15 protein-coding genes are annotated in these 19,069 nt (G+C 65.3%); 6 read left to right on the forward strand and 9 right to left on the reverse strand.

Annotated elements, in window-relative coordinates:
* Window positions 1–170: 170 nt before the first annotated feature.
* Window positions 171–1,472 carry an FAD-dependent oxidoreductase gene (locus tag BUS12_RS20425; RefSeq protein WP_074298738.1) on the reverse strand — a complete coding sequence of 434 codons (1,302 nt, stop codon included), beginning with the start codon at window positions 1,470–1,472 and terminating at the stop codon, window positions 171–173.
* 312 nt (window positions 1,473–1,784) lie between these two features.
* Here BUS12_RS20425 and purL point away from each other — a divergent pair, with 312 nt between their 5' ends.
* Window positions 1,785–5,867: a phosphoribosylformylglycinamidine synthase gene (purL, locus tag BUS12_RS20430; RefSeq protein ID WP_074298741.1), complete on the forward strand. Its 4,083-nt coding sequence runs from the start codon at window positions 1,785–1,787 to the stop codon at window positions 5,865–5,867.
* A 148-nt stretch (window positions 5,868–6,015) separates the two neighbouring features.
* On the opposite strand, the gene BUS12_RS20435 is transcribed toward purL, so the two are convergent.
* From BUS12_RS20435 to BUS12_RS20455, 5 genes are all read right to left on the reverse strand, one after another.
* Window positions 6,016–6,795: a peptidylprolyl isomerase gene (locus tag BUS12_RS20435; protein WP_074298742.1), complete on the reverse strand. Its 780-nt coding sequence runs from the start codon at window positions 6,793–6,795 to the stop codon at window positions 6,016–6,018.
* Window positions 6,796–6,805: 10 nt separating this feature from the next.
* Window positions 6,806–7,120 carry a BolA family protein gene (locus BUS12_RS20440; protein ID WP_074298744.1) on the reverse strand — a complete coding sequence of 105 codons (315 nt, stop codon included), beginning with the start codon at window positions 7,118–7,120 and terminating at the stop codon, window positions 6,806–6,808.
* A gap of 1 nt (window position 7,121) precedes the next feature.
* Window positions 7,122–7,655 carry a septation protein A gene (locus BUS12_RS20445; RefSeq protein WP_074298746.1) on the reverse strand — a complete coding sequence of 178 codons (534 nt, stop codon included), beginning with the start codon at window positions 7,653–7,655 and terminating at the stop codon, window positions 7,122–7,124.
* A gap of 225 nt (window positions 7,656–7,880) precedes the next feature.
* Complete coding sequence (gene msrB / locus BUS12_RS20450) at window positions 7,881–8,300, reverse strand: peptide-methionine (R)-S-oxide reductase MsrB (RefSeq protein ID WP_074298747.1); 420 nt, start codon at window positions 8,298–8,300, stop codon at window positions 7,881–7,883.
* 62 nt (window positions 8,301–8,362) lie between these two features.
* Window positions 8,363–9,919, reverse strand: coding sequence for a protein adenylyltransferase SelO (locus BUS12_RS20455; RefSeq protein WP_074298749.1), 1,557 nt, complete (start codon window positions 9,917–9,919; stop codon window positions 8,363–8,365).
* 143 nt (window positions 9,920–10,062) lie between these two features.
* Between BUS12_RS20455 and BUS12_RS20460 the strand changes: the two genes are divergently transcribed.
* The 4 genes from BUS12_RS20460 (at window position 10,063) to BUS12_RS20475 (ending at window position 15,894) form a co-directional block, all read left to right on the forward strand.
* Window positions 10,063–11,709: a 3-(methylthio)propionyl-CoA ligase gene (locus BUS12_RS20460; protein ID WP_074298751.1), complete on the forward strand. Its 1,647-nt coding sequence runs from the start codon at window positions 10,063–10,065 to the stop codon at window positions 11,707–11,709.
* A 193-nt stretch (window positions 11,710–11,902) separates the two neighbouring features.
* Window positions 11,903–13,987, forward strand: a complete 2,085-nt coding sequence (locus tag BUS12_RS20465; RefSeq protein ID WP_074298753.1) for a 3-hydroxyacyl-CoA dehydrogenase NAD-binding domain-containing protein — start codon at window positions 11,903–11,905, stop codon at window positions 13,985–13,987.
* 82 nt (window positions 13,988–14,069) lie between these two features.
* Window positions 14,070–14,723 carry a bifunctional nicotinamidase/pyrazinamidase gene (pncA, locus tag BUS12_RS20470; RefSeq protein ID WP_074298754.1) on the forward strand — a complete coding sequence of 218 codons (654 nt, stop codon included), beginning with the start codon at window positions 14,070–14,072 and terminating at the stop codon, window positions 14,721–14,723.
* Complete coding sequence (locus BUS12_RS20475; protein WP_074298756.1) at window positions 14,716–15,894, forward strand: acetyl-CoA C-acyltransferase; 1,179 nt, start codon at window positions 14,716–14,718, stop codon at window positions 15,892–15,894. Before pncA ends, BUS12_RS20475 begins: the two co-directional genes overlap by 8 nt.
* Before the next feature lie 7 nt (window positions 15,895–15,901).
* Here BUS12_RS20475 and BUS12_RS20480 read toward each other — a convergent pair whose 3' ends face one another.
* The gene (locus BUS12_RS20480; RefSeq protein WP_074298759.1) at window positions 15,902–16,621 is read right to left on the reverse strand and encodes a DsbA family protein; all 720 of its coding nucleotides are present in this window, start codon (window positions 16,619–16,621) and stop codon (window positions 15,902–15,904) included.
* A gap of 43 nt (window positions 16,622–16,664) precedes the next feature.
* Complete coding sequence (locus BUS12_RS20485; RefSeq protein ID WP_143788413.1) at window positions 16,665–17,171, reverse strand: LEA/WHy family protein; 507 nt, start codon at window positions 17,169–17,171, stop codon at window positions 16,665–16,667.
* A 201-nt stretch (window positions 17,172–17,372) separates the two neighbouring features.
* On the opposite strand from BUS12_RS20485, the gene BUS12_RS20490 reads away from it, so the two are divergent.
* Entirely contained in the window at window positions 17,373–17,963 is a 591-nt protein-coding gene (locus BUS12_RS20490; RefSeq protein ID WP_074298761.1) for a BPSL1445 family SYLF domain-containing lipoprotein, read from the forward strand.
* A 78-nt stretch (window positions 17,964–18,041) separates the two neighbouring features.
* Here BUS12_RS20490 and BUS12_RS20495 read toward each other — a convergent pair whose 3' ends face one another.
* The gene (locus tag BUS12_RS20495; RefSeq protein WP_074298763.1) at window positions 18,042–19,028 is read right to left on the reverse strand and encodes a zinc-dependent alcohol dehydrogenase family protein; all 987 of its coding nucleotides are present in this window, start codon (window positions 19,026–19,028) and stop codon (window positions 18,042–18,044) included.
* Window positions 19,029–19,069: the final 41 nt, after the last annotated feature.

Below are 19,069 nucleotides of genomic sequence, written 5' to 3' on the forward strand. Positions count from 1 at the left end.
GTATGGAACTGCCATGGTAGATGAATGCGTGCGCAGTGGTGGGGCGGTTCGGCAAGCGTTCAACTCAGTCGGAGTCTCCACAAGCCTCGGTGAGTCCAGGCGGGCCGAGCCAAACCCGCCTCAGCCCGAGCTTCCTTCAGCCAGGCCACCCTGAACCCGCCAGGCTCGCTTCAGCGCCCGAAGCGCTCCGGCCGCAACGCGGCGAGCGTGTCCGCCGGCAGTTCCGGCGTGACGCCGCCGATCAGATCCGCCACCAGCCTGGCGGCCCCGCAAGCGAGTCCCCAGCCGGCCGGTCCATGCCCGGCGTTGACGAACAGGCGCGGATGCAACGCATTGCCGACCAGCGGCAAGCCATCCGGGGACAGCAGCTTGAGTCCATCCCACGACAGCGCCGCCGAAATTTTGGCCGCGCCTGGAATCCAGTCGTGCGTGGCCTGGCCGAGCAGCGCCAGAGCATCCTTGGTGACCGCCTCGGAGAGCGGCTTGTCGGCCTGGCCTGCGCCTTGCAGCACCGCGCCGCCGGCGATGCGCAGCCGGTGGTTCATGCGGGTGATGGTGATGCGCTTCACGGCATCGACGATCGCCACATGCGGCGCGCATTCCTCATGGGCAATCGGCGCGGACAGCGTATGCAGGCGCAACGGATGCAACGGCACGCGCAAGCCGAGCCGCTCGAGCAGCGGCAGCGTGCCGGTACCGGCCGCGACCACGATGGCATCGGCGTTGATCACGTCGACTTCGCGGCTCGAGGTGAGTTCGCCCAGCCGCGGCGCCAGTTCGACGGCCGCGCGTTGCCCGTCGAGCCGGATGGCCTCGACTTCGCGGTTCAGCATGAACTGGACGCCGCCCTGGGTGTCGAGCGTCTGCTTGATGAGCTTGGTGAAGAGCGGGCAGTTCGCGGTGCGTTCCTGATCGAACAGGACGCCGCCGGCGAACTCCGGGTCGGTCGGCACCGAATGTTCGAACGCGGCGCACTCGGCGGGCGTCAGCACGTGGTGCGGGACTTCGTATTGGCGCAGCAACTCGAGCGCCGGCTGGGTCTGCTGCCATTCCTGCGCCGAGCGCGTGAGGTACAGCACGCCGTTCGACTGTTCGAATTCGAGTCCGAACCGGGCTTCCACGTCAGCCATCGCGTCGCGCGAGGCCTCGATCAGCGGCCGCAGCAGCCCATATTGCCGGCTGAAGGCCTGCGGTTCCTGCCAGCTGGACAACTGTTTTTCGAACAGGCGCGCGGCGCCGTTAAACCCCGTTTTGCGGATCACGCCGCTTTTGGCGCCCTGGCGGCTGTGCATGAAGGTCGGGCCAAACCAGACGTCGAGCGGCGTGGGCAGCACGGTGCCGCCGTGGCCGTAGGTCGCGCCTTGCGCGACCGTCGCAAAGCGTTCGACTACGCATACGCGGTGGCCGGCAGCACGCAACTGATAAGCGGTGGCGACGCCCGCAATTCCGCCGCCAATGACGATGACATCCATGTTTGATTCGATTTGCCGGCGGAACACGAGTGGCAGGCGTTCCCCGTAGGCGTGGCATGCGGCGCAGACGAAGGCTTCTGCGCCGATCTGATGAAAGGCCGAATGATATCAGTCAAACAGGTCAGGCGCGCAGGCGCGGGAGTATCCCGAAAACGGCCGGCCGTGCGTCCCGACGCTCGCCAAAACGCCACGGACACGCCACCCGGACGCTTCTGGCAGGGGCGCTGGAGGGTCTTCCCGGGGTATAATCTCGGACTTCCCTTTCGCCTCACGTCGCCTGCACGCGCGACTCATAGACGCAACGTCAAGTCCATGGCCCACTTCTCGTGTTTCCCCGGCGCTTCGGCCCTCTCCGATTTCCGTCAAACCCGCCTGCTCGAGACGCTTACGCGCATCGATCCCAACATCACCGGTGTGCGCGGACAGTATCTGCACTTCGTCAATTCGCAAACGCCGCTTGCGGCTGAAGACAGCGCGAAGATCGAGGCGCTGATGCACTACGGCGATCCGTTCGCCGACGCGAAGGAGCGCGGCGCCGCCGAGACGTTCCTCGTGGTGCCCCGGTTCGGCACGGTGTCGCCGTGGGCCAGCAAGGCGACGGATATCGCGCACCACTGCGGTCTCACGCAGGTGCGGCGCATCGAGCGCGGCGTCGAATATACGGTCACGCTCAAGAGCGGCCTGCTGGGCGGCAAGAAAACCCTTTCCGACGAAGCACGCGAGGCCGTGGTGGCCGCGCTGCACGACCGCATGACCGAGAGCGTGGCGCCGTCGCGCGAGCACGCCATGCATCTGTTCGACGAACTGCCGGCCAAGCCGCTGCAAACCGTCGACGTGCTGGGCCACGGGCGCGGCGCGCTGGAAACGGCCAACGCGGAACTGGGCCTCGCGCTCGCGGACGACGAGATCGACTATCTGGTCGACGCCTTCACGAAGCTCGGCCGCAATCCGACCGACGTCGAACTGATGATGTTCGCGCAGGCCAACAGCGAGCACTGCCGCCACAAGATTTTCAACGCGGATTGGACCATCGACGGCGAGAAGCAGGACATCTCCCTGTTCAACATGATCCGCAACACCGAGAAGCTCAATCCGCAAGGCACGATCGTCGCGTATTCGGATAACTCGGCGATCATGGCGGGCGGCGTGGCCGAACGCTGGTTCCCGCGCAAGCCGGGGCAGACTGATAGCGCAGGCGAACTGGCCGAGCACTACGGCCGCCACACCGAGCTGACGCACACGCTCATGAAGGTGGAGACGCACAACCACCCGACCGCGATCTCGCCGTTCCCGGGTGCAGCGACCGGCGCGGGCGGCGAAATCCGCGACGAAGGCGCGACCGGCCGCGGCGCGCGTCCGAAGGCCGGTCTGGCGGGCTTCACCGTGTCGAACCTCGATTTGCCGGATGCGCGCGAAGCATGGGAAAACGCCCGTGACGCCGTGCAGCCGGTCGGCCACCGCAACCCGGCCGACGCGCAGGGCGTGTATGGCCGCCCGGATCGCATCGCCTCGCCGCTGCAGATCATGATCGACGGGCCGCTCGGCGGCGCGGCGTTCAACAACGAATTTGGCCGGCCGAACCTGGGCGGGTACTTCCGGGCCTACGAGCAGAACGTGGCGGGCGTCGTGCGCGGCTACCACAAACCGATCATGATCGCCGGTGGTATCGGCAACATCTCGGATCAGCACACCCACAAGCACGATCTGCCGGAAGGCTCGCTGCTGATCCAGATCGGCGGCCCGGGCATGCGCATCGGCATGGGCGGCGGCGCGGCCAGCTCGATGGCGACCGGCACGAACACCGCCGAGCTCGACTTCGACTCGGTGCAGCGTGGCAACCCGGAAATCGAACGGCGCGCGCAGGAAGTCATCAACGCCTGCTGGCAGTTGGGCGAGAAAAACCCGATCCTCAGCATTCACGACGTGGGCGCGGGCGGTCTGTCGAACGCGTTCCCTGAAGTGGTGGACGGCGCAAGCAAAGGCGCGATTTTCGAACTGCGCAAGATCCAGCTCGAAGAAAGCGGTCTGTCGCCGCGCGAGATCTGGTCGAACGAAGCGCAAGAGCGCTATGTACTGGCGATTGCGCCGGCCGATCTGGCCGAATTCCAGGCCATCTGCGAACGCGAGCGCTGCCCGTTCGCGGTGATCGGCACGGCGACCAACGAACGTCAGTTGAAGCTGATCGACACCGAACAGAAAGACGACAACGCGCACCAGCCGGTCGACATGCCGATGGAAGTGCTGCTCGGCAAAGCGCCGCGCATGCATCGCGATGTGAAGCACGTCGAGAAGACGCTGCTGCCGGTCGACGTCACGGGCGTCACGTTGTCGGAAGTCGCGGTGAGCGTGCTGCGCCATCCCACGGTGGCCAGCAAGTCGTTCCTGATTACCATTGGCGACCGCTCGGTGGGCGGCACGACCGCGCGTGACCAGATGGTCGGCCCGTGGCAGGTGCCCGTTGCCGACGTGGCGATCACCACAATGGACTACGCCGGTTTCCGCGGCGAAGCCATGACCATGGCCGAGCGCACGCCGCTCGCCGTGATCGACGCGCCGGCCTCGGGCCGGATGGCGGTCGGCGAGGCGGTCACGAACATCGCCGCAGCGCCGATCGCGTCGCTCGACAAGCTGAAGCTGTCGGCGAACTGGATGGCTGCTTGCGGCGCGCCGGGCGAAGACGCGGCGCTGTACGACACCGTCAAGGCGATCGGTATGGAACTGTGCCCCGCGCTCGGCATTAGCATTCCGGTGGGCAAAGATTCGCTGTCGATGCGCACCAAGTGGCAAGACCAGGGCGTGGCGAAGGAAGTGGTCGCGCCGGTCTCGCTGATCATCTCGGCGTTCGCACCGGTCGAAGACGTGCGCGGCCATCTGACGCCGCAACTGCGCCGTGCCGACGAAGCGGGCGACAGCGTGCTGATCGCCATCGACCTGGGCCGCGGCAAGCATCGCCTCGGCGGCAGTATCCTCGCGCAGGTCACGCAGCAGGTGGGCGATACCACGCCGGACGTCGACGATCCGGAAGATCTGAAGCGCTTCTTCGCCGCCATCCAGGCGCTGAACGGCGACGGCAAGCTGCTTGCTTACCACGACCGCTCGGACGGCGGCCTGTGGGCGACGGTGTGCGAAATGGCGTTTGCGGGTCACGTGGGCGTGTCGCTGAACGTCGACATGCTGACGCTCGATCCGAACCACGAATTCGACTATGGCGACGCCAAAGATTGGGCCAAGCAGACCAGCGGCCGCCGCGAAGACCGCACGATCCGCGCGCTCTTCAACGAGGAACTGGGTGCGGTGATCCAGGTGCGGGCGCAGGATCGCGATGCCGTGCTGGCGGCGCTGCGTGAACATGGCCTGTCGGCGTGCTCGCACGTGGTCGGCAAGATCAACGAACGCGATACGATCGAAATCTACCGCGACGCCAAGAAGATCTACGAAGCGCCGCGTACCGAACTGCATCGTGCGTGGAGCGAAGTGAGCTGGCGCATCTCGCGTCTGCGCGACAACCCGGCTTGCGCGGATGCCGAATACGACACGCTGCTCGACGCCGCCGATCCGGGCATCACGCCGCAACTGAGCTTCAATCCGGCTGAAGACGTGGCTGCGCCGTTCATCGGCAAGGGCGCGCGTCCGCGTGTGGCGATCCTGCGTGAGCAGGGCGTCAACTCGCACCTCGAAACCGCGTACGCGTTCGATCGCGCCGGTTTCGACGCGTACGACGTGCATATGAGCGACCTGCTGGCCGGTCGCGCCACGCTCGCGGACTTCGCCGGTGCGGTGGCGTGCGGCGGCTTCTCGTACGGCGACGTGCTGGGGGCAGGCGAGGGCTGGGCGAAAACGATCCGCTTCAACGCGCAACTGGCGGATATGTTCGCTGCGTTCTTCGGTCGTAGCGATACGTTCGCGCTGGGCATCTGCAACGGCTGCCAGATGATGAGCAGCCTCGCGTCGATGATCCCGGGCGCAGAGGCCTGGCCGAAGTTCACGCGCAACAAGTCGGAGAAATTCGAAGCGCGCTTCTCGCTCGTCGAAGTGCAGCAGTCGCCGTCGCTGTTCTTTACGGGTATGGAAGGCTCGCGGATTCCGGTGGCCGTTGCTCACGGCGAAGGTTTCGCCGACTTTTCGCAGCAAGGCGACGCCTCGAAGGTGGCGGTCGCGATGCGCTTCGTCGATCACCGCGGCCAGGCTACCGAGCACTATCCGTTCAATCCGAACGGCTCGCCGGACGGCATTACCTCGGTGACGACGCCCGATGGCCGCTTCACCGTTCTGATGCCGCACACGGAGCGCGTCCATCGCACAGTGCAGATGAGCTGGCATCCGGAAGGCTGGAGCGCCAACGACGGTAGCCCGTGGCTGCGCGTGTTCCAGAACGCGCGACGCTGGTTGGGTTGATGCGTTAAGCCAAGCCGTTAGAAACGACAAAGCCGCCCGAGGGCGGCTTTGTCGTTTGCGGGCGAGGCGAAAGTGAAGTCACCCGGCCCGTCAGTCAACAGCAACGCCAGAGCGAACCCCAGCGTCTAACTGTCCTTACTGAAGGTGCTTACTGAACCTTCGCGTTCTTCCGCAGGTTTTCTTCAAACGCCTGCAGCTTTTCCTGCTGGATCTGCTGGACGATCTGCGCACGCACCTGCTCGAGCGGCGGCGGCGTGATGTCGCGCGTGTCGTCGAGACGGATGATGTGCCAGCCGAATTGCGTGTGCACCGGCGTGTCGGTCATCTGGCCTTTCTGCAGCTTCTCGGCCGCAGCGGCGAACTCAGGCACATACGCCTTCGGATCCGACCAGTCCAGGTCGCCACCGTTCTTGCCCGATCCCGGGTCCTTCGAGTATTGCTTGGCAAGGTCTTCGAACGAAGCGCCGGCCTTGATCTTGGCGATCAGGTCCTGAGCCTGCTGCTCGTTGTCGACGAGGATGTGGTGCAGGTGATATTCCTTGCCGCCCGCGTCCTTCACAAGCGTGTCATAGCGTGCTTTGACTTCCGCGTCGGTCGGCTGGTTGTTCTTTACGAAGTCTTCGATCAGCGCGCGCAGCACGACGGTCTGCTGAGCCACGGCGACTTGCGCCTTGACGTCCGGACGGTTCGGGATGCCGCGGCGAGCCGCTTCCTGCATCAGGATTTCGCGGTTGATCAGCTCTTCGCGTACGGCCGCCTGCAACTGCGGCGAGTCCTGCTGGCCCTGATGGACGAGTTGCTCGACGAGCGCGTCGACGCGTGCCTTCGGGATCGGCGTGCCGTTGACGACGGCGATGTTCTGTGCAAACGCAGGCGCAGCCGCAAAAGCGGCCAGCAATACCCAGAGGCGGGTTTTCTTCAAGGTCATCGGAAGTTTCCTAACGGGACAGCAAATCGAATTCTTCGGGCGTGTACGCCGTGATGGCAAGGGCGTGAATGCCGCGCTGCATGGCATCGGCCAGCGCATCATACACCAAGCGGTGCCTTGCTACGCGTGCCTTTCCGGCGAATGCAACCGCAACAATCGTGACGCTGAAATGACCGCCTGCGGAGGCGCCCGCGTGCCCCGCATGTTGCGCGCTGTCATCGCGCACGCTGATCGACGCAATCGGCGCGAGCGCCGCGGCGAGACGCGCTTCGATCAGCGCGAGGCGCTCGGCGGGGGTGGCGTGCAGGAAGGTGTCGTCGCTCATGTCACTCTTCTTCCTTCATGTACTTCGACAGCCACAGGCTCTGGCCGACAATGAACACCACGAGGCAGCCGGTCGCGCCGAACAGCTTGAAGTTCACCCAGGCGTCCGTCGAGAAGTGGTAGGCCACGAACAGGTTGAGAATGCCCAGCAGCACGAAGAACACCGCCCAGATGATGCTGAGCTGGCTCCAGATGCGATGCGGCAGCGTGATCTGCTTGCCCATCATCGCCTCGATCAGGTTCTTGTTGAACGCCAGTTGCGAAACGATCAGCGCGACCGAAAACGCCCAGTACAGCACGGTCGGCTTCCATTTGATGAAGGTGTCGTTGTGCAGCACCAGCGTGGCGCCGCCGAACACCGTGACGACCCCGAGGCTCACCCACAGCATCGGGTCCACTTTGCGGTGCCGGAACGCCACCCAGGCGATCTGCACCAGCGTGGCGACGATCGCCACCGCCGTGGCCGTGAAAATGCCCCACAGCTTGAACGCGACGAAAAACAGGATGATCGGGAACAGATCGAACAGGAATTTCATTATCTGGGCGGGGATCTGGAGAAATGAGCGAAAGTTGAGCGCAAAGTGAAGGGCGCTTCGCGCCCATGCTACGCGTGCTGTGTGTAACCGTCGCGGCGGCCGGCTGGCGGCCGGCGCCGGGTGGCCGGTTCGCAGGCGGGCTGAAGGGTTCGGATTGGCGTGTGCATCGCCGGACGGCCACGCGCCGCCCAGCCACGCCGCCGGACCCGCGCTGCCCGCGTTGCGTTACTTGGGCTCGAATTGTAGCGCAGCCGAATTGATGCAGTAGCGCAGTCCGGTCGGCGCCGGACCGTCTTCGAAGACGTGGCCGAGATGCGCGCCGCAATGCTTGCATTGCACCTCGATGCGCAGCATGCCGTGCGAGCGGTCGGTTTTCTCGGCGATCACTTCGCCGTTGATCGGCTTGAAGTAGCTCGGCCAGCCGCAGCCCGCGTCGAACTTGGTGTCCGATTCGAACAGCGGCGTGCCGCAGCAGACGCAGTCATAGATGCCGCGGTCCCAGTGGTCGTGATAACGGCCGGTGAACGGGCGCTCGGTGGCGGCGTGGCGGGTCACCTGGTACTCGACATCGGACAACTGCTGGCGCCATTCGGCATCGTCTTTCTGCACGGCGGGCGCGGGGGTTTGGGTGTCGTCTGGGTTCATGGTCGGTTCCTGTCTCGGGGTTCTGTCTTTAACCAGCTTTGTTAGAGGCGCGGCCGCATGCCTTATGACGAACAACTGACTTCCAGCGAACTCGCCCAGTCGGGCGGCAGCGCGGCATACGCCTCGTGTTCCGGTTGTTCGTCGAAGGGACGGCGCAGCACCGCCGCCAGCCGCTCGACTTCCGAAAAGTCCTTCTCCCTGGCGCGGCGAATCGCCGTTTCGGCCAGGTGATTGCGAAGAATGAATTTGGGGTTCACGCGGTTCATTGCAATGGCGCGTTCGGCATCGTCGAGTGTTTCTTCGGACAGCCGCGCGCGGTAGTCGTTCACCCAGACATCGAACGCGGCACGGTCCAGAAACAGGTCGCGGACCGGTGCGTCGCCGCTCGCATCGTGCTTCGATACACGCGCCAGGTTGCGGAAGGTCAGCGTGAAATCCGCGCGGTTTGCCTGCATCACTTCGAACAGGCGGTTGGCCAGGACGTCGTCGCCCGGGCGTTCGGTTTGCAGGCCGAGCTTGGCGCGCATGCGCTGTTCGAGCGCCGGCGCAAAGCGGTCCTTGAAGCCTTCGAGCACACCCTGCGCGTCCTTCACCGCTGCCTCGCCGCGCACGCTTTCGTCGTGCTGCTGGCCGAGCAGCGGCAACAGCCCCTGGGCGAGGCAGAAGAGGTTCCAGTAGGCAATCTGCGGCTGCATCCGGTAGGCGTAGCGGCCCTGCGAATCGGAGTGATTGCAGATGTAGCCCGCATCGAAGCCGTCGAGGAAGCCGAACGGACCGTAGTCGATCGTGAGGCCGAGGATCGACATGTTGTCCGTGTTCATCACGCCGTGGCAGAAGCCGACCGCCTGCCATTGCGCGAGCAGATCCGCCGTGGACAAAACCGCTTCGTTCAGCAGCGCGAGATACGGATCGTCCGCTTCCTTGCAGTGTGGGTAGAAGCGCTCGATCACGTGATCGGCGAGCGCTTGCAGCGCATCGACGCGGTCGTTGGAATAGAAATGCTCGAAGTGGCCGAAGCGGATGAAGCTGGGCGCGACGCGCGTGACGACCGCCGCGGTTTCGATTTCCTCGCGCCGCACCGGCTGGTCGGAGCCGATCACGCACAGCGCGCGGGTCGTCGGAATGCCGAGGTGATGCATGGCTTCCGAACACAGATACTCGCGGATCGACGAGCGCAGCACCGCGCGGCCGTCGCCCATGCGGGAATAGGGCGTGCGTCCCGCGCCCTTGAGCTGCAGCTCGTAACGGGCGCCGTCGTGCGCGACTTCGCCCAGGCCCAGCGCACGGCCGTCGCCGAGCTGGCCGGCCCATACGCCGAACTGATGGCCCGAATACACAGAGGCATACGGCATCGCCTCGGCGGGCCAGTCACGTGTGGTATTGCCGGAGAAGAACTCGGCGAAGGCGGGATCGTGCGCCAGACTGGCGTCGAAACCGAGTAGCGCGGCGGTCCCGGCAGAAAAGCCGACCACATAGGGCGCGCTGAGCGGCTGTGCCGGCAGACGGGTCATAAACACGTTGCCGAGCTGGGCGAAGGTGCCTTCGCGCGGGGTGCCGAGGGCCTCGGCGAGCGCCGCCATCGACCCGGACAGGCCGGAAATGCTTGGGGAAAACGACATGTTGAGCGCCTCTGGATTAACCGATATTGTAAGTCGGCGCCCGCGGCGCTGCTGGCTGGCCGGTTGCTTGCGCCGCCGGCCCGGCGCCGCGCGGCATCGAACCTGAGAGAGATGGCGGAAATACCGCCAGGAGACTGCTGCTTATGACGACGCCGTTGCTGGGCCAGATGATGGACATGCCGCTCACCGTGTCTTCGCTGCTCGCGCATGCCGCGCGGCATTTCGGCGACACGGAAATCGTCTCGCGGCGCATCGAAGGCGACGTGCATCGCTACACCTACCGCGACTGCGAAAAACGCGCGAAGCAACTGGCGCAGGCCCTGATTGCGCTCGGCGTGCAGCCGGGCGAGCGGGTCGCGACGCTCGCGTGGTGCGGCTACCGCCATCTGGAGGCGTACTACGGCACGACCGGCTTCGGTTCCGTGTGCCATACGATCAATCCGCGGCTCTTTCCCGAGCAGATCGCTTACATCGTCAATCACGCCGACGACAGCTACGTGCTGTTCGACATCACGTTCGCCGCGCTGGTCGATGCGCTCGCGCCGCAGTGTCCGAAGGTACGCGGCTGGATCGCGCTGACCGACGACGCCCACCTGCCGCCGATGCAGACGCCGGTGCTCAGCTACGAGACGCTGCTGGCGGCGCAGGACGGCGCGTACGAATGGCCGCCGGTCGACGAACGCGCGGCCTCTTACCTTTGCTATACGTCCGGAACCACGGGCAATCCGAAGGGCGCGCTGTACTCGCATCGCTCGACGGTGTTGCATGCCTACGGCGCGTCGTTGCCGGACGCGATGAGCCTGTCGGCGCGCGACTCCGTGCTGCCGGTGGTGCCGATGTTCCATGTGAACGCCTGGGGCATTCCGCACGCGGCGCCGTTGACGGGCGCCAAGCTGGTCTTCCCCGGCAAGGACCTCGACGGCAAGTCGCTCTACGAATTGATGGAGGCCGAACGCGTCACCTATTCGGCCGGCGTGCCGACCGTCTGGCTCGGCCTGCTCACCTACATGAAGCAGGCCGGTGTGCGCTTTTCTTCGCTCAATCGCACGGTGATCGGCGGCTCGGCGTGCCCGCCGGCCATGCTGCGCGCTTTCCAGGACGACTACGGCGTCGAAGTGATCCATGCATGGGGGATGACGGAGATGTCGCCGCTCGGCACGCTGTCGAAACTCACATGGGAGCAGTCGCAGCGCTCGCCTGACGAGCAGCGCAAGCTGCGCGAGAAGCAGGGCCACGTGATCTACGGTGTCGATATGAAGATCGTCGGTGCGGACGGCGGCGAACTGCCGTGGGACGGCGTCGCGTTCGGCGATCTGCATGTACGCGGCCCGTGGGTGATCGACCGGTATTTCCGCAAGGACGCCTCGCCGCTCGTCGACGGCTGGTTTCCGACCGGCGACGTCGCGACCATCGACCCGGACAGCTTCCTGCACATCACCGACCGCAGCAAGGACGTGATCAAGTCCGGCGGCGAATGGATCAGCTCGATCGACATCGAGAACGTCGCGATCGCGCATCCGGCGGTGGCCGAGGCGGCGTGCATTGCGTGTTCGCATCCCAAGTGGACCGAGCGGCCCTTGCTGGTGGTGGTCAAGCGCAAGGGCGCCGAGGTGACGCGCGACGAGCTGATTGCCTTCTACGACGGCAAGGTGGCGAAATGGTGGATACCCGACGACGTGGTGTTCGTCGACGAGTTGCCGCACACGGCCACCGGCAAGCTGCAGAAACTCAGGCTGCGCGAGATCTATCGCGATCACGTGTTGCCCTCGGCGCTGCAGGGCGCGGTCTGAGTCAAGCATCCGACCCAAAGGTCGGACCCGGAGATCGAACCGGGGCCCGTCATCACACCAGGGCAAACCCGCTCCCCCAATAAATTGAACGAGCGTGCTTTTTTGTGTATTCTGCTTGCTGACCCGGAATGTCGGACAATGAACCGGCACAGGCAGCGCGCGATGCGCTGCCTTACCGCATGGAGGCAGGCAGATGGCAGTGGACTACACGACTCATGACGGCGTCGCCGTCATTACGCTAAACAATCCCCCGGTCAATGGGCTCGGTCTGTCGACGCGAGCCGGCATCGTCGAAGGGCTCGAGCGCGCGCAGAACGATCCAGCCATCAAGGCCATCGTGCTGACGGGCGCCGGCAAGGCCTTCTCGGGCGGCGCGGACATCACCGAATTCAATACTCCCAAAGCGACGCAGGAACCGACACTGCATACGGTCATCAAGGCCGTCGAAGGCAGCGCGAAGCCGGTCGTCGCGGCGATCCATAGCGTCGCCATGGGCGGTGGCCTGGAACTCGCGCTCGGCGCGCATTACCGGATCGCCTCGCCCGGTGCGCAGATCGCGCTGCCGGAAGTGAAGCTCGGCATCCTGCCGGGCGCGGGCGGCACGCAGCGTCTGCCGCGCGCCATTGGCCTCGAAGCGTCGCTCAATATGATCGTGTCCGGTGCGCCGGTGATGTCGGAGAAACTGGCCGGCTCGGGCCTGTTCGACGAAGTGGTGGACGGCAGTCTGGCGGAAGCCGCGCTCGCCTTTGCACGCAAGGTCGGTGCGCAGGCCGGTCCGCATCCGAAGGTGCGCGATCGCAAGATCGAGCATGCGAATGCCGAAGGCTTCATCCAGTTCGCGCGCAATAGCGTCGCGGGCATGGCGAAGAATTTCCCGGCGCCGCACAAGTGCATCGACGCGGTCGAAGCGGGTGTCAAGAACGGTTTCGACAAAGGCCTCGCGTTCGAACGCGAATGCTTTATGGCACTGGTGCAGACGCCGGAGAGCCGCGCGCTGCGTCATGCGTTCTTCGGCGAGCGTGCGGCCAGCAAGATTCCCGATGTGCCCTCGGACACCGCTACACGCGAGATCAGACAGGTTGCCGTGATCGGCGCCGGCACGATGGGCGGCGGCATCGCGATGAACTTCATCAACGCGGGCCTGCCGGTCACGCTGCTCGAAACGAAGCAGGAAGCGCTCGACCGCGGCATCGCGACGATTCGCAAGAACTACGAAGCCACCGTCAAGAAGGGCAAGCTGAAGCCCGAGGCGCTCGAACAGCGCATGGCGCTGATCACCCCCACGTTGTCCTACGACGACCTGAAAAACGCCGACCTGATCGTCGAAGCCGTGTTCGAAGAACTCGGTGTGAAGGAGCAGGTGTTCAAGCGTCTGGATGAAGTCGCGAAGGCCGGCGCGATCCTCGCATCGAACACCTCCACGCTCGACGTGGACAAGATCGCCGCCTTCACGAAGCGTCCGCAGGACGTGGTCGGCATGCACTTCTTCAGCCCGGCCAACGTGATGAAGCTGCTCGAAGTGGTGCGCGGCAAGGAAACGGCGAAGGACGTGCTCGCCACCGTCATGCAACTGGCGAAGAAGATCAAGAAGACCGCGGTGGTGTCGGGCGTGTGCGACGGCTTCATCGGCAACCGGATGATCGAGCAATACATCCGCCAGGCGCTCTTCATGCTCGAAGAAGGCGCGTTGCCGGCGCAGGTCGACAAGGCCATCGAGAAATTCGGCTTCGCCATGGGCCCGTTCCGCATGAGCGATCTCGCGGGCAACGATATTGGCTGGGCTATCCGCAAGCGCCGCTATCTGGAACATCCGGACATGCACTACTCGAAGATCGCCGACCGTCTGTGCGAGACGGGGCGCTTCGGGCAGAAGACCGGCGGCGGCTGGTACGACTACAAGGCAGGCGACCGCACGGCGTACCCGTCGAAGCTGGTCGACGAGATGATCGTTTCCTTCTCGAAGGAGACGGGTGCCGAGCGCCGCAAGATCGGCGACGCGGAAATCGTCGAACGCCTGGTGTTCGCGCTCGCCAACGAAGGCGCGAAGATTCTCGAAGAGGGGATCGCGTCGAAGGCGTCGGATATCGACATGGTCTATCTCACCGGCTACGGCTTCCCGCTGTGGCGCGGTGGCCCGATGCTGTACGCGGACACGGTGGGCCTCTACAACGTCGAACGGGCGATTCGCGGTTATGCCGCGCGTCCGAACGGCGATGCGTGGCAACTCGCGCCGAGTATTGCCGAGCTTGCCGGCAAAGGCCGCGGGTTCAACGGCTGAGTGCTGGATTCAGATGAGGCGGGCTGCGCGCGAGCGACAGCCCGCTGACGGCAAAGTGAACGAGGTAACGCGAGGTGCCGCGATGAAAGATGCCGACGACGTCCTGCTCGTCATCGACGTGCAGAACGATTTCATGCCTGGCGGCGCATTAGCGGTCGCGCACGGCGATGAAGTGGTACCGGTCATCAACCGGCTGGCGCGCGGGTTCAGTCACGTCGTGCTGACGCAGGACTGGCATCCGGCTGCGCACATCTCGTTTGCGGCCAATCATGCGGGCCGCTCGCCGTTCGACATGCTCACGCTGCCGTATGGCGAGCAGGTGTTGTGGCCCACCCATTGCGTGCAGGACACGCCGGGCGCGGCCTTGCATCGGGATCTCGACATTGCTCATGCACGTGCGGTGATTCGCAAGGGGCACCACGCCGGCGTCGATAGCTACTCGGCTTTTCTCGAAGCCGATCGCAAGACGCCGACGGGCCTCGGGGGCTATCTGCGCGAAGTGGGCGTGAAGCGCGTCTGGTGCTGTGGCCTTGCGACGGACTATTGCGTCGCCTGGTCCGCGCTCGATGCACGGGCAGCAGGATTTGAGGTTGCGCTGATCGAAGACGCGTCGCGCGCCATCGATCTCAACGGTTCGCTCGAGGCCGCATGGCGCCATCTGCACGCAGCGGGTGTCAAGCGCGTGCAGGCCGCGGACCTACATTCAACATTGGAAGCAGGAGACATGCATGACTGACGCCGTAATCGTATCGACCGCCCGCACGGGTCTTGCCAAATCGTGGCGCGGCGCTTTCAACATGACGCACGGCGCGACGCTCGGCGGCCATGTGACGCAAGCCGCGGTCGAGCGGGCCAAACTCGATCCGGCTCGCGTCGAAGACGTGATCATGGGTTGCGCGAATCCGGAAGGCGCGACGGGCGGCAACATCGCCCGGCAAATCGCTTTGCGCGGCGGCTTGCCCGTCAGCGTGCCGGGCATGACGGTCAACCGTTTCTGCTCATCGGGCCTGCAGACGATCGCCTTGGCCGCGCAGCGGGTGATTGCCGGTGAGGGCGAGGTGTTCGTCGCGGGCGGGGTGGAGTCGATCTCGTGCGTGCAGAACGAGATGAACCGCCACATGATGACCGAAGGCTGGCTGAACCAGAACAAGCCCGAAATCTACTGGTCGATGTTGCAGACCGCCGAGACCGTGGCCAAGCGCTACTCGATTTCGAAGGAGCGCCAGGACGAATACGGCGTGCGTTCGCAGCAGCGTGCGGCGGCCGCCCAGGAAGCCGGCCGGTTCAACGACGAGATCGTCCCGATGACGGTGCTCGCGGGCGTCGCCGACAAGGCCAGCGGCCGGCTCTTTACGAAGGAAGTGACGATTGCCGCCGACGAAGGCATCCGCGCCGACACGACGCTCGAAGGCGTGTCGAAGATTCGCACGGCGCTGCCGGGCGGCGTGATCACGGCCGGCAACGCGAGCCAGTTTTCGGACGGCGCGTCGGCCTGTGTGGTGATGAACGCCAAGGTGGCCGAACGCGAAGGGCTGCAACCGCTGGGGATTTTCCGCGGCTTCGCCGTGGCGGGGTGCGAGCCTGACGAGATGGGCATTGGGCCGGTGTTCGCGGTGCCGAAGCTGCTCAAGCAGGCCGGCCTGAAAGTGGGCGATATCGACCTGTGGGAACTGAACGAAGCGTTTGCCGTGCAGGTGCTGTACTGCGCCGACAAGCTGGGCATCCCGCACGACAGGCTCAACGTGAACGGCGGCGCGATTGCGGTGGGCCATCCGTACGGCGTGTCGGGTGCGCGTCTGACCGGACATGCGCTGATTGAAGGCAAGCGACGCGGCGCGAAGCTGGTGGTCGTGACGATGTGTATCGGCGGCGGCCAGGGCGCGGCGGGCTTGTTCGAAGTGGTCTGAGCGCCGCTCAGTCCGGCCGCGCGCAGCTACCGTCGGCGCAGTCGGCTGCGGGATTCGCTTGCTGCGTCACGCTGCGCGCGGCGTCTGCTTCGTCCTGAAGCAGGCGCTGCAACATCGCGGTCCATTGATCCGGGTGGCCGATAAACTGGCCGGCATCGATAACCGCGAGCGTCCCATTGGCGGGCTCCACCGCAAACGTCGGAAAACCACGCGCACCGGTACGCGCCAACAAGGCGCGGCTCGCTGCGATATGGCCATGCGTCGCCTTGCCGGCGACCCGCTCGAATTCAGCGGCGAACGCCACAGGATCGACGCCGAGTTGGGCCGCCTGCCCGGTCAGCACATCACGGTCGGCAATGCGCCGGCCTTCCTCATAATGCGCCCGCTGCAGGCGATGAATCATGTCGAGGCCGCGCGTGTCGAGCGCCTCGGCGGCGAGGATCGCTGTGATCGGCGGTTCGGAATCCATTATCGCGGTGGTATCGCGCAGCAGGCCTTCGAAATACGCTTCGCCGAACGGCTGACCGGAGAGCGCCGCGATGCGCGCGTCGTGCGGCATCACATAGTCGCGCCATTGCGGCGTGATGGGACGCCGGTTGCTGCCCGCGAGCATGCCGCCGGCGTGGAACGCGACGGCGAGCCCGGACAGTGCGCGGGCCGCTTCGACCAGCGGCGCGACCGCATAGCACCAGCCGCATAGCGGATCGAAAATGTAATGCAGTTTCATCGTGGACGTTCGGTTGATTGGCAAATACGGGTCTCGCGAGGCATCACTGCCCGGCTATCCCGAGTGACGGCAGCGACAGCACACCTTGATCGAGAAAGCGCGTGCCCCCCGTCAGGCCGCCGGCCAGCCGTCCATGCAAGATGTAGGGATACTGGCCGGGCAGCGTGTCGCTGCCGGCGACCGAGTAGGCCTGATGCAGGACCGCAAACGCGGGCACCGTCAACGGTACGTTCACGACGGTCTCGCCGTAGCGCGGCACCGTGCCGTGCTGATCGCTGACGCCGCTGGCGAACGCGTTGCCGTTCAACTGCAGATCCACCGAGACGCCGTCGAAGTTCAGCGCGTCTTCGTTGGGATTCTGGACTCGCAGCTTCAGGTTGAAGCGCATCTCCATCCCCTGGTTGTCGAGCGGTTCGATGCCGGCCACGCTCACCCGCAGCGGGTCGTGGCCGAACCACCCGGCACAGCCACCGAGCGTGAGCGCCGCGAGCAAGCCCGCCGCGAGGAGACGGGCAGAGCGGCCGGACCACAACAGACGAAGGAAGGGCATAGCGGGCACCTCGAGACGGACTGGGTTGGGTTGGGGTTGGGCGGTATTCTACCGGCAAGCTCTGTTTGCTGGTGTGACCACCTATTGACGGAACACGCGTGCAATGAAACGGTTGCAGAGGGATCGAAAACCGACTTCAATGCCGTACTAACGCGATTCGTGCCCGTTATCGCGCAACCCTCTCTTCATAGGAACGCAACAATGCACCGACGTCAATTCATTACCGGTACCAGTGTGCTTCTCGCGTCGAGCGGCCTGACGCTGGCAGGCTGCACCACCACGCCGCTCGGCTCGGGTGAGACCGCCGAGGACTACACGCAACAGCGCAACACGATCAACGCCGGTATCGATTCGACGCTCGCCCGCCTGCAGAGCTCGGTGCATGGTTCGCAGGAGATCCTTGGCAAAGCCCGCGGCGTGCTGGTGTTTCCTTCGGTGTTTGCGGCCGGTTTCTGGTTCGGCGGGCAGTACGGGCAGGGCGGCCTGCGCGTCGACGGGCAGACGACCGGTTACTACAGCACCGTCGCCGGCTCGTTCGGCCTGCAGATTGGCGCGCAATCCAAGGCCATCATCTTTGCCTTCCTGACGCAGCAGGCGCTCGACCGCTTCATGCAAAGCCAGGGCTGGGCGGCCGGGGCGGACGCCACCGTCGCACTGGCGAAGATCGGCGCGAACGGCAATCTCGATACCTCCACGGCGATGAGCCCGGTGGTCGCGTTCGTGCTGACCAACGCTGGACTGATGGCGGGCATCTCGCTCGAAGGGACCAAGGTTTCGCGGCTGGTTATCTGATCCGGGTGGCGCCGGGATAGTACGGCTGACGCCCTTGGGATCCAGTCCACCACTCGCCGTGCGTTCTCCAAGCCCCGCTCAGGCTATCTCCACCACCACTTTGCCGCGGGCGGTGCCGCTCGTGATGGCATCGTAGGCGAGTTCGGCCGAGCCCAGATCGAAGCGGCGCGGATCGAGGCGCGGCACGAGCTTGCCCGCTTCCGCGAGCCGCGTGGCCTCGCGCAGCATGGCGCCGTGATGGGCGCGATGCTCGCCGGTGAGCAGCGGATACAGGGTGAACACGCCCGAGTAGCTCGCTTCTCGAAACGACAGCGGCGCGAGGGCATGGGTGCCCCAGCCCAGCGCGCTCACCACATGGCCGAAGTGCCGGACCGCTGCGAACGATGCATCGAGGGTCGCGCCGCCGACCGTATCCACCACCAGTTCGAAGCCTTTGCCGTCTGTCGACGTCGCCACATACTGCTCGACGGTGTGCGCCCGATGGTCGATCGGCGTGGCGCCCAGGTTCGCCACGAAATCCAGATCGCGCGTGCTCGCCGTGGCGAACACCTGCGCGCCGATCGCACGCGCCAGTTGCACGGCGACATGTCCGACACCGCCGGCACCCCCCTGGACCAGCACGGTTTGCCCGGCCTGCAGCCGCGCCCGGTCCACGATGCCCGCGTAGGCGGTGATGAAGGCGAGCGGCAAGGCGGCGGCTTCGCGCATCGACAGGTTCGCCGGTTTGAGGGCGAGCAGGTCGGCGTCGACGGCTGCGTACTGGGCGAGCGAGCCCTGGATGCCGCCCACGCCGCCGGTCATGCCGTACACCTCGTCACCGACCTTGAACGTGCTAACGCCAGGCCCGACTGCTTCGACTACGCCCGCCGTGTCGATACCTAACACCAGCGGCAACGGATGCTTCGCGTGCTCGGCAGTGCCGGCGCGGATCTTGGTATCGAGCGGATTCAGCCCGCTCGCCGCAATCCGCACGAGCACCTGACCCTGCGACGGGCGCGGCCGGGAGAGTTCGGTCAGTTCGAGGGGACCTTGGTAACGGTTGAGTACGAGGGCGTGCATGGACATGGCGATCTCCGTTGCGGTTGAGTCGGCGCTGCGAAAAGTCC

Source organism: Paraburkholderia phenazinium (genome assembly GCF_900142845.1).
GTDB classification, from domain to species: Bacteria; Pseudomonadota; Gammaproteobacteria; order Burkholderiales; family Burkholderiaceae; genus Paraburkholderia; species Paraburkholderia phenazinium_A.

Bases quoted from the DNA above. Each gene is read 5' to 3' on its own strand.
- BUS12_RS20425 (WP_074298738.1), bottom strand. From the start codon at position 1,472: ATGGATGTCATCGTCATTGGCGGCGGAATTGCGGGCGTCGCCACCGCT.
- purL (WP_074298741.1), top strand. From the start codon at position 1,785: ATGGCCCACTTCTCGTGTTTCCCCGGCGCTTCGGCCCTCTCCGATTTC.
- BUS12_RS20435 (WP_074298742.1), bottom strand. From the start codon at position 6,795: ATGACCTTGAAGAAAACCCGCCTCTGGGTATTGCTGGCCGCTTTTGCG.
- BUS12_RS20440 (WP_074298744.1), bottom strand. From the start codon at position 7,120: ATGAGCGACGACACCTTCCTGCACGCCACCCCCGCCGAGCGCCTCGCG.
- BUS12_RS20445 (WP_074298746.1), bottom strand. From the start codon at position 7,655: ATGAAATTCCTGTTCGATCTGTTCCCGATCATCCTGTTTTTCGTCGCG.
- msrB (WP_074298747.1), bottom strand. From the start codon at position 8,300: ATGAACCCAGACGACACCCAAACCCCCGCGCCCGCCGTGCAGAAAGAC.
- BUS12_RS20455 (WP_074298749.1), bottom strand. From the start codon at position 9,919: ATGTCGTTTTCCCCAAGCATTTCCGGCCTGTCCGGGTCGATGGCGGCG.
- BUS12_RS20460 (WP_074298751.1), top strand. From the start codon at position 10,063: ATGACGACGCCGTTGCTGGGCCAGATGATGGACATGCCGCTCACCGTG.
- BUS12_RS20465 (WP_074298753.1), top strand. From the start codon at position 11,903: ATGGCAGTGGACTACACGACTCATGACGGCGTCGCCGTCATTACGCTA.
- pncA (WP_074298754.1), top strand. From the start codon at position 14,070: ATGAAAGATGCCGACGACGTCCTGCTCGTCATCGACGTGCAGAACGAT.
- BUS12_RS20475 (WP_074298756.1), top strand. From the start codon at position 14,716: ATGACTGACGCCGTAATCGTATCGACCGCCCGCACGGGTCTTGCCAAA.
- BUS12_RS20480 (WP_074298759.1), bottom strand. From the start codon at position 16,621: ATGAAACTGCATTACATTTTCGATCCGCTATGCGGCTGGTGCTATGCG.
- BUS12_RS20485 (WP_143788413.1), bottom strand. From the start codon at position 17,171: ATGCCCTTCCTTCGTCTGTTGTGGTCCGGCCGCTCTGCCCGTCTCCTC.
- BUS12_RS20490 (WP_074298761.1), top strand. From the start codon at position 17,373: ATGCACCGACGTCAATTCATTACCGGTACCAGTGTGCTTCTCGCGTCG.
- BUS12_RS20495 (WP_074298763.1), bottom strand. From the start codon at position 19,028: ATGTCCATGCACGCCCTCGTACTCAACCGTTACCAAGGTCCCCTCGAA.